The following is a 12,201-nucleotide window of genomic DNA, read 5'->3' on the forward strand; positions in this document are numbered from 1 at the left end:
GCCGCCGGTCGCCCCGGCGCCGGTCACGCCCGTTGCTCCGGCAGCCGCACTGGGCCGGCCGTCCTCGGCTCCCCCGGCGCGGCCCGAGCCGACCGGCGCGCCGCTGCCGTCGCGGGTGGACGGCCCCACCAACCGGCCGATCTCCGCGCCGCCACCGCCGCCCCCCGGGATCACCCCGATCGCACCGTCCCCGCGCGGTGCCGTGCCGCCCGCCGAGGCCGGCGAACCGTTCCGCCCGACGCTCACCACCGCTGCCATCAACAAGGCGCGGGCCGAGCGGCAGCGCACAGTCATCCCGCCCCGGCCCAAGACCAACCAGCACCAGGAACCGCCGACCGGCGGCTTCAGCGCCACCGACCTGAGCATTCCGGTGCCGGCCCCGCGTCCGCCCGCGCCGGAGGCGCCGCCGGGCTCCCGGGCGAACTGGCCGCTGGTGAACACCGAGGACGACACCGCCCGGGAGCGGGAGGGCACCACCTACCCGTACGGGCGGGGCGTGGACGCGCCGAGCGACCCGGGCCGGGTCACGCCGCCGTGGCTCGCCGACGACCTGCCGCAGGAGCCGCCGATGCTGCGGCTGGTGGAGCCGCCGCCGCTGGCTGATCGGGCGCTGCGCGACGAGATGAGCCGCTCGGCCGACCCGGGTCTGGAGACGCCGCCGCTGCGTCTCGTCGACCAGGGCGTCCCGGGCCGCGTCCCGCTGCCCGCCGCGCCCGAGCGGCGTCCCGCACCGAAGGAGCACCGGCCGCCGCCGGTCTCCGACGAGGGTGACGGCGACCTGCTGATCTTCGCGCAGGCCAAGTCCGCCTGGTTCGTCGGGCACGGCGACGAGGCCGACCTGGAGTGGTCGACCACCGCCGACACCGGCTGGCAGGCGGCCGAGCAGGCGGCCCGCCCGGCCGTCGGCGCCGAGACCAAGGCCGGGCTGCCGAAGCGCGTGCCGCAGGCCAACCTGGTGCCGGGCTCCCCGCTGCGCGAGGAGCGTCCACTGCGGATCGTCCGGAACGCGGCGAGCCTCGCCGAGAACACCACCGGATACTTCCGGGGCTGGCGGCGCGGCCAGGAGATCGGCGGCTTCGCCGTGGGCGGCCGTCCGGGCCGCGAGGCGGCCGGCGGCTGGGACTTCACCCGCGACACCGGTGACCGCGACGACGACCGGGAGTACGAGTACCGCTCGGCGGGCTACCGCTCCTGACCGGGCTCGCCGGGGGTGTTTCATCCCACACCGGGGCGATTTGACGCTGGGCTGGACCGGCCGGGAACATACCCGGCGGACCAGCGGCGGCGCCTGTTCGCCGGGGTGGGAAGGCGATTCCATTGGCGACACCGGCGTTCGACTCCACTGTGCTCACCCGGCGGGGCGTCCTCGCCGCCGCTGCCGGGAGCCTGCTGCTCGCCGGCTGCGCTCCGCAGGGCCAGCGGCCGGACGACGGCCCGTCCAGCAGCGCGCCGAGCGACCAGGATCTGATCGTCGGCGCGAGTCTGGAGCTGACCGGCACCGGGTCACTGCTCGGCGTCGCCCAGCGGCAGGCCCTGCAGCTCACCGCCGACTCGCTCAACCGCACCGGCCTGCCGGTCGGGAACCTGGTCCGGTCGGTCCGGCTCCAGATCCTGGACAACGGCAGCAATCCCGAGGTCGCCGCCCGGCACGCCGCCGACCTCACCCGGATCGGCGCGCAGGCGTTGATCGGCGGTGTACTCGGCGAGACCTCGGCGGCCCTCGCGGCGGCCGCCCAGCGGGTCAAGACGCCGTTCCTGTCACTCGGCTACGGTGACCGCATCGTGCTGCCGCTGGACGAGCGCACGTTCACCTACAAGCTCACCCCGGACGCCGTCGACATGGCACGTCGCCTGGTGGAGCTGTTCGAGTCCAAGAAGATCCGGCGGGTGTCGGTGCTCGCCACCGAGGGGATGCACGGCGACTCGGGTGTGCGCGCGATGCGGGAGGCGCTCGCCGACAGCACCATCGACCTGGCCCGCACGGTACGCCTGCCGGCGACCGGCCGGCGTTTCCGTGCCGCCGCAGAGCGCGTCGCCGGGGGCCAGCGGGACGGCGTCGTGGTCTGGGGTACCGCGCCGGACTCCGGAGTCGCGGCACGGGAGCTGCGCGCCGCCGGTCACCGCGGCCCGATCTTCTTCGACGCCGGCGCGGTCGCCGACGACACCGTCCAGGGTGCGAACGCCGCCGCCGTGGAGGGCGCGTACGCGGTGCACCCGGCCTGCCTGGACGTCTCCGCCGCCACCGCCACCACGACGGCGCAGCTGGCCCGCAGGGACTTCGTCAACCGCTACACGCAGCGGCACGGCGTCAGCCCGGACTTCGCTCCGTACGCCTCGGACGCGCTCCAGCTCCTCGCCACGTCGGCACGGATGGCGACGAGCCTGGACCGGGGCCGGCTGCGGGCCCTCCTCCAGGCGCAGACCGTCGAGGGCATCGCCGGCGGGTACGCGTTCAGCGCCGACCGCCACGGCGGCATGGAGCCCGACTCGCTCGCCGTGTACCAGGTGTTCCGCGGCACCTGGACCCGGTACGCCTGACCCCGCTCACCGCCCGGTGACCGTCCCGCGTGGAGGGTCACCGGGCGGTCGCGTACCGTGTCCGACCCCGGACGGCAGGAAGCGCCCGGTGGCCCTGAGGCCGCCGGGCGCTTCCGCGCGTCGGTCAGGCGGGCGCGACGGCCCGCGAGCGCCGCATGGTGAGCACGTACTCGACCAGCGAGATCAGCACGTGCTTCGTGGACTCCCGGTTACGGGCGTCGCACGGCACCACCGGCACGTCGCGGGAGATCGCCAGCGCGTCCCGGACGTCCTGCGGATCGTGGTACTGCATGCCGTCGAAGCAGTTGATGGCCACCAGGTACGGCAGCCGCCGGTGCTCGAAGAAGTCGATGGCGGCGAAGCAGTCGGCGAGCCGCCGGGTGTCGACCAGCACCACCGCGCCGATCGCACCCCGGACCAACTCGTCCCACATGAACCAGAACCGCGTCTGACCCGGCGTACCGAACAGGTACAGGATCAGATCCCGGTCGATCGAGATACGACCGAAGTCCATCGCCACCGTGGTCGTCGTCTTGCCCGGCACCTGCCGGGTGTCGTCGACGCCGACACCGGCGGAGGTCATGATCGCCTCGGTGGTCAGCGGCGTGATCTCGGAGACCGAGCCGACCAGCGTCGTCTTGCCGACGCCGAACCCACCGGCGATAACGATCTTCGCCGACGTCACTCGGCCGCTCGGGGCCGGCGGCCGGTGCGACATGTCAGAGCCTGCGAAGTCCACTCAGCACCCTCTCCAGCAGTTCAGTGCCCACCGCGTCGTCGGAGTCGTCCAAAATGGTCGGCTCGTGGACCGCGACCAGGCCGTCCGTCGCCATGTCGGCGATGAGCACCCGGGCCACGCCGAGCGGAAGCTGCATCCGCGCCGCGATCTCGGCGAGCGACTGCACACGTCCGTCACACAACGCGGCTATGTACTGGTGTTCACGACCGTGGCCACCATTGCCAGTGGCAACCGCTCGGCCGCGCACCGTCGTCTCGACGAGTGCCTCCAGGGCGATGTCGAGCCGAGGGCGGGTACGACCGCGGGTGACGGCGTACGGCCGGACCAACGCGCCGGTCGGCTCGTCACGATCCACCATTTCGCCGCTCACCTCCCTCGTACCCGGCACCGGCTCGCCCCGGTGGCATTCGTCGCTGTCGTTGTCGTTCCCGCACCTGACCCACCGGCCAGCGCGTCATTCAGCCCATCATCCCCACAGCCGTGCGCGGCTGCGGCGTCAGGGCATCGCCCACCCGGTCCACGAGCAGGGCCATCTCGTACCCGACCTGACCCACGTCGCAGCTCCGCGCCGCCAGCACCGCGAACGACGAACCGTCGGAGATGGACATCAGGAACAGGAAGCCGTTGTCCATCTCGACGACTGTCTGCAACACCGCCCCGCCCTCGAAGCAGCGGGCCGCGCCCTGGGTGAGGCTGACCAGACCGGACGCGATCGCGGCGAGCTGGTCGGCGCGGTCCCGCGGAAGGTCACGGGACGAGGCGAGAAGCAGGCCGTCGGCCGAGACCGCGACCGCGTGCGCCACACCGGGCACCCGGTCGGCGAAGTTGGCGAGCAGCCATCCGAGATCCTGCGTAGTAGTCATCCTTGTTGCTCCTTCTGCCCGCTCCCGGCCACCGGGCCTGAGCCAGACTGCGAGGACTGCTGCCCGCCCGGAGTGCCCTCCGGGCCGGTCGTGTTGCTGTCGGTGTTACGCCCGCGCTGCACGCCCCGATGGTAGGCCGAGAGCAGGCCCCGGACGCCCTCCGGCGTCCGCCGCTGCACCGACGCGGAAGGCTTTTCGATGCTGCCCGGCACGAGCTGCGCCATCGGCTTCCGCTTCGGCAGGCCCTTCTGGGTGGTCTCCGCGACCGGCACCTCGGTGGCCGCCGAGGCGGCGCGCCAGCCGTCGTCGGCCGCGGTCTGCCACGGGGAGGAGGCCTGCGGCGACGCGGACGGCTGCCGGGTGGGCAACCCGCCGGTGTACGCGGGACGGGTGTTCCCGTTCGCCGCGCCGTTGTCACGCGGTGCTCCGCCGGCCGTCGGAGTTTGTGCCATCGGTGTGTTACCTGTCGTTGCGGGTGTCTTCTGCGGCACGGGCCGGCCGGCCGTGTCCACCTTGGCGAACTGCTGGGTGGCGGCGCCGCCGTTCGTCGTCGCGGCCGGTGCCGCCGACTCCTCGTTGGGCCCGGGCCGGCGGGTGCGGAACCACGCCGACTCCAGCTCCCGGAAGATCGGCAGCTCCATCGTCTCGTCCGCGTACCGCTGACGGTTGCCCTGCTGCTGCGGCGCGGCCGGGCGTGCCGCCGGGCGGTTCGCCGCCGGTGCCTCGGCCGGCCGGCTCGCGGCCGGAGCGGCGGACGGCTGGCCGGCCGCCTGCTGCGGGGTGGCCGGAATCTCCGTGCGCGGCACCCGGGGCAGCTCGGTGGTCATGTCCATGCCACCGGTGGGCCGTTCCGGCGCCGCCGGAGCCGGGGCCGGCGTGACCGGCGGCCAGACCGGCGGGGCGCTGACACCCGGTGCGGGCATCGGACGTGCCTGCGGCTGGTTCGCCGGCGGCGCGGAGGTCGGGTACCCGGCGGCGGGCTGCCCGGACACCGGCGCGGGGTGCCCGGAGACGGGCGCGGCCGAGACCGGCCGGTACGGCAGCGGGTCACCGGAGACCGGCGCCGCGGAGACCGGGCGGCCCGAGAACGGGTCACCGGAGACCGGCGCGCCGGAGACCGGGGGCAGCGGCGGGGCCGACACCGGCGGGACCGGCGGCGCGGAGACCGGCGGCGGGCTGTAGGGCCGCGCCTCCGGGCTGCTCGGCAGCTGGCGCGGGATCGCCGGCTGCTGCCCGGTGCTGCCCGGGTCGCCGTCGGCCGGGTTACGCCGCTGCGGCAGCGGGTCCGTCGACTGGCCGTTGGGCCGGCCGTCGAATCCGCCGTCGCCGCCGGACGGGCTGGCGCCGGTCAGGTCGGACCAGGCCGGCATGGCACGGCCGCCACCGGCGTTCGCCGGGGTGCCCGAGCCGTTGCGCGGCGCCGGGTCGAACGCACGTCCGCCGAGCGTGACCTGGTTGCCCGAGGAGCCCGGGTGGGGCGCCGGCGGCAGGCTCGGCGGGTTGTTGTTGCCGAAGGCCGCCAGGGCGCCGAAGGCCGGTGCCGGGCCGTTCTGTTGCGGGCCCGCTGCGGGCAGGGCCGGTCCGGGCAGGCCACGGCCGGCCAGGGCGCGCGGCACCAGGACCGAGGTCGGCAGCGTCACGTCGGCGACGGTGCCCCGGTCGGCGCCCGGCCGCAGCTCGACCCGGACGCCGTGCCGGGCGGCCAGCCGCGCGACCACGACCAGGCCCATCATCCGGGAGACCGCGACGTCCACCTGCGGCGGCGTGGCCAGCCGCTCGTTGAGGTCGCGGAGCTGCTCCGGGCTGATGCCGATGCCGCGGTCCTCCACGTAGAGGGAGGCGCGGTCGCCGACCCGCCGGGCCTCCACCATGACCTGCGAGTCCGGCGGGGAGAAGGCGGTGGCGTTGTCGAACAGCTCGGCGACCAGGTGCACGAGGTCGTTGACCGCGTGGGCGGCGACCTCGATGTCCCGGTCGATCACGCCGAACTCGATCCGGGTGTAGTGCTCGACCTCGGACTGGGCGGCGCGGAGCACGTCGATCAGGGCGGCGGGCTCGCGCTGCACACGGGTGGAGTCCGCACCGGCGAGGACCAGCAGGTTCTCGTCGTTGCGGCGCATCCGGGTGGCCAGGTGGTCGAGCTGGAACAGCTCGGCCAGGCGGTCCGGGTCCTCCTCGCCGCGCTCCAGCCGGTCGAGGTGGCCGATCAGCCGGTCGACCAGGATCTGCGAGCGGCGGGCCAGGTTGACGAACATGGTCGCGACCGACGCCCGCAGGGCGGCCTGCTCGGCGGCGGTGCGGACGGCCTCCAGGTGGACCGCGTTGAACGCCTCGGTCACCTGGCCGAACTCGTCCTTGCTGCGTACCGGCAGCGGTTCGGCGATCTGGTTCGCCAGCTGGACCGGGGAGAGCTGGCCGGTCACCTGCGGGTCACGCAGCCGGGCGACCGCCTGTGGCAGCCCGTACTGGGCCACCGCCAGGGCGCCCTGGCGCAGGTCGCGCAGCGAGCGGGCCATCGAGCGGGCCACCAGGTACGCGAACAGGATGGCCAGCAGCAGCATGGTGAGCAGCAGGCCGGTCTCCAGGAACACCTGGCGCTGGGTGTCCGAACGCAGCGCGTCGGCCTGGCGGACCACGTTGCCGTCGAGCCGGGCCTCCACGGTCCGGATCAGCTTGGCGTTGGCGACCATGGTCTGGTCCCACTGGTCCGCCCCGAACGGGGCGTTCTCCATGGAGCCGTTGTTGTTGCCCGAGACGAAACTGGTGAAGCGGTCGGCCTTGCGCAGGTCGGGCCCGGAGACGGTCTGCTCGTAGAACAGCTTGTCGGGCTCGGTGGCGACCGCCTGGAACGTCGCCAGCGACTGCGACTGGCCGGTGCCGCTGGCGATGAACTGCTCGCGCAGCGCGGCGGTGTACTGGTTCTGGGTGAGCGCCTGGTGGACGACCACGCGGCGCTGGGTCAGGTATTCCTTCTGCCGGGCCACGGCGGCCGACGCGCGCATCCGGTCGCTCAGGTCGTTGTTGCCGGCGAGCTGGGTGGCCGAGTCGCGGATCGCGAGCAGGTCCTCGATCAGCTGCCGGTACGCCTGGTCGGCGTCATTGATCTTCAGCTTGCCGTTCAGCACCTGGCTGCGGGTAGCCGGAAGGTCCTTCAGCTGGGTGTCGATCGTGTCGAGCAGCCCGACGAAGTTGCGGGGCAGGTCGTCGATCTCGCCACGCTGCCGCAGGTACGGCGACTTCGCCTGGTCCACCCGCTGGTTGGCGCGGTTGTAGCCCTCCTGGTACTGCGCCCGGGTCTGGAACTCCTTCGCGCCGAGGAAGAGCACGGCGCCGACCCGCTCGTCCTGCACGGTGTCGACCAGGTCACCCGAGTAGCCGATCAGGTTGGCCAGATCCCCCGCCCGGTTGGCATTGTTGAGCGTCTCCAGGTGGTCGACCAGACCACTGGTGCCCACCACGACCGTGGCGATGGTCGGCACGATCATGATCAGACCGAGCTTGGACCAGATCGGCATATCGCGCAGCCGACTCATCGGCCGGCGCAGCCGCGACAGGAAGGAGCCCGCCGTCGTTGGCCGTTTGCTCACGTCACCGCCCTCGCATTACTGCGCCCCGCGTCACCCTGAGGGCAACGCCGAGCGACCGACCCGGCGGGTCGGACCTCCGAGATTCCATCACGCCGCTCCGCAAAGAGAAAGACCAGGTTGTCCCTCACCGGAGGTGTGATGAGATGTTGATGCAATTTGATAGCAATCCGTCTGGCCGGAGTCACTGAAGGTAATGGAACACCCGCACCGCGTCGTCTTGCTCGCCGGCCCCTCCGGGTCCGGAAAGTCATACATAGCCCAGCGAACCGGACTTCCGGTGCTCTGCCTGGACGACTTCTACAAGGACGGCGATGACCCCACGTGTCCGCGTCGAAACGGACAGGTGGATTGGGAGTCCCCCTTGTCCTGGGATTCGGACACGGCGGTGCAAACAATCGCCCGACTGGCTCGTGAGGGCAAGGCCGAAGTGCCGGTTTATGCGATCGGCGCAGACCGTCGGGTAGCCACCCGGCCATTCGATGTCGACGGATCGCCAATCTTCGTCGCCGAGGGGATCTTCGCGGCCGAGATCGTGGCCGAGTGCCGCCGGCTGGGGTTGCTCGCCGGGGCGTACGCGCTGCGCCGACCGCGCGGCGCGACGTTCCTGCGCCGCCTCGCCCGGGATCTCGCCGAGCAACGCAAGGCACCCCGGGTGCTGCTCCGGCGCGGGGTCGCGCTGCTGCGCGCCGAGCCGGCCGTGCTGCGCCGGCAGACCGGGCTGGGCGCCGAGGCGGCCCGGGCCGGCCAGGTGCTGCGCGGGGTGGCCGCACTGCTCTCCGGCCACCCCCGCCAGTCGTGATCAGCCGATCAACTCGGCGTACGCCGGCTTGATCACCTCGTCGATGATCCGCAGCCGCTCGTCGAACGGGATGAAGGCGCTCTTCATCGCGTTGATGGTGAACCACTGGAGTTCCTTCCAGCCGTAGCCGAAGGCCTCCACCAGCAGCGCCATCTCCCGCGACATCGAGGTGCCGCTCATCAGCCGGTTGTCGGTGTTCACAGTCACCCGGAACCGCAGGTCGCGCAGCAGCCCGATCGGGTGGTCGGCGATCGAGGCCGCCGCGCCGGTCTGCACGTTCGACGACGGGCACAGCTCCAGCGGGATGCGCTTGTCCCGCACGTACGCGGCCAGCCGGCCCAGCACCGGCGGGTTGCCCGGGGTGATGTCGTCGACGATGCGGACGCCGTGGCCGAGCCGGTCGGCGCCGCACCACTGGATCGCCTGCCAGATCGACGGCAGGCCGAACGCCTCACCGGCGTGGATGGTGAAGTGGAAGTTCTCCCGCTGGAGGTACTCGAACGCGTCCAGGTGCCGGGTGGGCGGGAAGCCCGCCTCGGCGCCGGCGATGTCGAAGCCGACCACACCGGTGTCGCGGTGCCGCACGGCCAGCTCGGCGATCTCCTGCGAGCGGGCCGCGTGCCGCATCGCGGTGAGCAGCGTGCCGATCCGGATCGGGGTGCCCGCCTCGGCGGCCAGCGCGCTGCCCTCCCGGAACCCGGTGACCACCGCGTCGACCACCTCGTCCAGGGTCAGGTTCTGCTCCAGGTGCTGCTCCGGCGCGAACCGCACCTCGGCGTAGACCACGCCGTCGGCGGCCAGGTCCAGCGCGCACTCGCGGGCCACCCGGCGCAGCGCGGCAGGGGTCTGCATGACCGCCACCGTGTGCGCGAACGTCTCCAGGTAACGCTCCAGCGAGCCGGAGTTCGCCGCCTCGGTGAACCAGACGCCGAGCGCCGCCGGGTCGGTGGTGGGCAGTTCGTGGCCGACCTCGGCGGCCAGCTCGACGATCGTCGCGGGCCGCAGGCCGCCGTCGAGGTGATCGTGCAGCAGCGCCTTCGGGACCTTGACGATGTCCTCGTACGAGATTGCGACCATGCTCAGACCCTAGTCACCCCCGGTACGGGCGCGGCGGTGGACCGGGGCGGTCAGGGTCGCCAGCCGTACACCCGCTCCACCGCGAGCCGCAGGACCACCCGCCCGTCGGCCACCATGGCGGCCCGGTAGTCGGCCCAGTCCGGGTGCTCGCCGCGGATCCGCCGGTAGACCTCGACCAGTTCGTCGACCGTCGCGTCGTCGGTGGCCGCAGCGGGCGGGGTGAGCGTCACGGTGCCCTCGGCGACCGCGTACGCACCGCCGTCGGCGGTGGTCACGTGGAAGCTCGCCCGGGGGTCGCGGCGCAGGTTGCGCACCTTCGCCCGGTCGCCGGTGGTGGAGCAGCGGATCAGGCCCGGCTCGCCCAGGTAGTCGAGGTTGGACAGCTGGGGACGGCCGTCCCGGCGCAGCGTGACGAGCACACCGCGCCCGCGCTCGCCGAACAGCTCCCACAGCCGCGCGCTCATGCGGCAACCCGCAGCGGCGCGAGCGCGGCGGCCAGCCGGACGAGCTGGTCGAGCATGAGCGCGGCGGCGTCCTCCCGGCCCGGGTCGGGTCGCAGCTCGCCCGACTCGTCCAGCGCCTGCCGCAGGAAGACGACCACCTGGTCGTTGACCGGGGTCATGTTCAGCGTGGTCACCACCTGCTTGATCATCTGCACCGCGCGCAGACCGCCGGAGGTCATGCCGTAGCTGACGAAGCCCACCGGCTTGTGCTGCCACTCGTGGTAGAGGTAGTCGATCGCGTTCTTCAGCGGCGCGCTGAAGCCGTAGTTGTACTCCGGCATCACCAGGACGAAGGCGTCCGCGGCGTCGATCTCGGCGCTCCAGGCGCGGGTGTGTTCGTGCAGGTAGACCCGCTCGGACGGGTGGTGCGGCTCGTCGTGGAAGGGCAACCCGATCTCGGCCAGGTCGAGGAGGCGTACCTCGTCGAAGCCGGCGTGGCGGACGGCGGCCGCGGTGACCCAGTCACCGATGCGGCGGCCGACCCGGCCGGGGCGGGTGCTGGCGACGACGACGTTCAGGCGGGGCATGGTGAGGTCACTCCTGTCGGGGCGGCGGCCGGGGCCGGCGTGGTGAGCCGGGGAACGAACCAGGCGACGATCGGCCCGATGCCGATCGCGTAGAGCAGGGTGCCGGGGCCGACGGCGCCGCCGAGCAGCCAGCCGGCGGCCAGCACCGTCACCTCGATCGCGGTGCGGGCCGGGCCGAGCGGCAGGCCGCGGGCGGCCAGGCCGGTCATCAGCCCGTCCCGCGGGCCGGGGCCGAGGCGGGCGCCGAGGTAGAGCGCGGTGGCGAGGCCGTTGAGCAGGACGCCCGCGGCCAGCAGGCCGATCCGGCCGGCGAGCGGGGCGACCGGCGGCAGGAGCGCCAGCGTCGCGTCGAGGGCCAGGCCGACGAGCGCGACGTTCGCCACCGTGCCGACGCCCGGGCGCTGCCGCAGCGGGATCCACAGCAGCAGCACCAGCAGCGCCACGCCGTTGACCAGCAGGCCCATCGGCAGGCCGGTGCGGTCGGCGAGGCCCTGGTGCAGCACGTCCCAGGACGCGAGCCCGAGGTCGGCGCGGACCATCAGCGCGACGCTGACGCCGAACAGGGCCAGGCCGGCGAACAGCCGCACCAGCCGGGACGGCAGTTTGGTTGACATGTCATCAACCTAGGCCGCGACTTGGTGACATGTCAACCAAACCGATAGGATCGGTCCGTGGACGAACCGCGCTGGCTGGACGAGCAGGAGGACCGCGCCTGGCGCGGCTACCGCCGCATGCGCCGCCTGCTCGACCTGGAACTGGCCCGGGAACTGATGCAGGACGCCGGCCTCTCCGAGCCCGACTACGACGTCCTGAGCGACCTCTCCGAGACCCCGGAACAGCGGCTGCGGCTCAGCGAACTGGCCGACCGGATGCTCTGGTCCCGCAGCCGCCTGTCCCACCACATCTCCCGCATGCAGCAACGCGGCCTGGTCACCCGGGAGGAGTGCGCCACCGACGGCCGCGGCTCGGTCGTCGTGCTCACCCCGGCCGGGCGCCGGGCCGTCGAGGCCGCCGCGCCCGGGCACGTGGCGGCCGTCCGCCGGCACCTGATCGACCGGCTCACCCCGGCCGAGGTGGCCGCGCTCGGCACGCTCAGCCAGCGGGTGATCGGCCACCTCACCGGCCGCCTCCCCGGCCGACCGGAGACGGAGGACTGAGCCGTGGACGACCGCGTCCTCTCCCGGCTGCGCTGCCCGGTCTGCGCCGAGCCGCTCACCGAGACCACCGCCGGCACCGCACGCGCGCTGCGCTGCCCGCGCGGGCACAGCTTCGACATCGCCCGGCAGGGGTACGTGAACCTGCTCGCCGGCCGCGCCCCGCACACCGGGGACAGCGCCGAGATGGTCGCCGCCCGCGCCGGGTTCCTCGCCGCCGGTCACTACGACGCCGTCGCCGCCGCGCTGGCGAGCACAGCGGTACGCGTCGCGGGCGTCGACCCGTACCCCCTGGTGGTCGATGCCGGCGCCGGGACCGGGCATTACCTCGCGGCGGTGCTGGCGGCGCTGCCGGACGCCGCCGGCCTGGCCCTGGACGTCTCCAAGCCGGCGCTGCGGCGCGCGGCCCGGGCG

At 73.5% G+C, this 12,201-nt stretch carries 12 protein-coding genes and 1 pseudogene; 5 read left to right on the plus strand and 8 right to left on the minus strand.

Going from position 1 to position 12,201, the window contains the following annotated elements; translation table 11 throughout:
* A pseudogene (locus AC2CHG_RS25660) lies at positions 1-1,195 on the plus strand (transposase); the annotation flags it as partial.
* A 122-nt stretch (positions 1,196-1,317) separates the two neighbouring features.
* Positions 1,318-2,538 (plus strand): ABC transporter substrate-binding protein, encoded by a 1,221-nt coding sequence (locus tag AC2CHG_RS25665; RefSeq protein ID WP_355506755.1) that lies wholly within the window; start codon positions 1,318-1,320, stop codon positions 2,536-2,538.
* A gap of 124 nt (positions 2,539-2,662) precedes the next feature.
* Here the strand turns inward: AC2CHG_RS25665 and AC2CHG_RS25670 are convergent, their stop codons facing one another.
* The 4 genes from AC2CHG_RS25670 to AC2CHG_RS25685 all read right to left on the minus strand — a co-directional run bounded on the left by AC2CHG_RS25670 (position 2,663) and on the right by AC2CHG_RS25685 (position 7,727).
* On the minus strand, positions 2,663-3,256 hold the full coding sequence (locus AC2CHG_RS25670; RefSeq protein ID WP_030501201.1) for a GTP-binding protein: 594 nt from the start codon (positions 3,254-3,256) through the stop codon (positions 2,663-2,665).
* Position 3,257: 1 nt separating this feature from the next.
* Positions 3,258-3,635 (minus strand): DUF742 domain-containing protein, encoded by a 378-nt coding sequence (locus AC2CHG_RS25675; RefSeq protein ID WP_036345708.1) that lies wholly within the window; start codon positions 3,633-3,635, stop codon positions 3,258-3,260.
* 100 nt (positions 3,636-3,735) lie between these two features.
* A complete protein-coding gene (locus AC2CHG_RS25680) occupies positions 3,736-4,140 on the minus strand; it encodes a roadblock/LC7 domain-containing protein (protein WP_013283992.1) in 405 nt (134 codons plus the stop codon).
* A complete protein-coding gene (locus AC2CHG_RS25685) occupies positions 4,137-7,727 on the minus strand; it encodes a sensor histidine kinase (protein ID WP_484525749.1) in 3,591 nt (1,196 codons plus the stop codon). The genes AC2CHG_RS25680 and AC2CHG_RS25685 overlap by 4 nt, the downstream gene beginning before the upstream one ends.
* 532 nt (positions 7,728-8,259) lie before the next feature.
* Here AC2CHG_RS25685 and AC2CHG_RS25690 point away from each other — a divergent pair.
* The gene (locus AC2CHG_RS25690) at positions 8,260-8,526 is read left to right on the plus strand and encodes a hypothetical protein (RefSeq protein WP_228531240.1); all 267 of its coding nucleotides are present in this window, start codon (positions 8,260-8,262) and stop codon (positions 8,524-8,526) included.
* Here the strand turns inward: AC2CHG_RS25690 and AC2CHG_RS25695 are convergent, their stop codons facing one another.
* The 4 genes from AC2CHG_RS25695 to yczE are packed head-to-tail and all read right to left on the minus strand — an operon-like array spanning position 8,527 to position 11,247.
* A complete protein-coding gene (locus AC2CHG_RS25695) occupies positions 8,527-9,603 on the minus strand; it encodes an adenosine deaminase (RefSeq protein ID WP_013473969.1) in 1,077 nt (358 codons plus the stop codon).
* Positions 9,604-9,653: 50 nt separating this feature from the next.
* Positions 9,654-10,067, minus strand: coding sequence for a PPOX class F420-dependent oxidoreductase (locus AC2CHG_RS25700; protein ID WP_262012593.1), 414 nt, complete (start codon positions 10,065-10,067; stop codon positions 9,654-9,656).
* Positions 10,064-10,633 (minus strand): NADPH-dependent FMN reductase, encoded by a 570-nt coding sequence (locus AC2CHG_RS25705; protein WP_262012594.1) that lies wholly within the window; start codon positions 10,631-10,633, stop codon positions 10,064-10,066. The genes AC2CHG_RS25700 and AC2CHG_RS25705 overlap by 4 nt, the downstream gene beginning before the upstream one ends.
* Positions 10,621-11,247, minus strand: a complete 627-nt coding sequence (gene yczE / locus AC2CHG_RS25710) for a membrane protein YczE (protein WP_484525750.1) — start codon at positions 11,245-11,247, stop codon at positions 10,621-10,623. The genes AC2CHG_RS25705 and yczE overlap by 13 nt, the downstream gene beginning before the upstream one ends.
* Before the next feature lie 57 nt (positions 11,248-11,304).
* Between yczE and AC2CHG_RS25715 the strand changes: the two genes are divergently transcribed.
* Both AC2CHG_RS25715 and AC2CHG_RS25720 read left to right on the plus strand, forming a co-directional pair.
* Positions 11,305-11,790 carry a MarR family winged helix-turn-helix transcriptional regulator gene (locus tag AC2CHG_RS25715; protein WP_135243273.1) on the plus strand — a complete coding sequence of 162 codons (486 nt, stop codon included), beginning with the start codon at positions 11,305-11,307 and terminating at the stop codon, positions 11,788-11,790.
* Positions 11,791-11,793: 3 nt separating this feature from the next.
* A partial coding sequence (locus AC2CHG_RS25720) for a putative RNA methyltransferase (protein ID WP_484525751.1) occupies positions 11,794-12,201 on the plus strand: 408 nt, incomplete at its 3' end.

The sequence above is a fragment of the Micromonospora sp. ATLC20 genome (genome assembly GCF_057196585.1).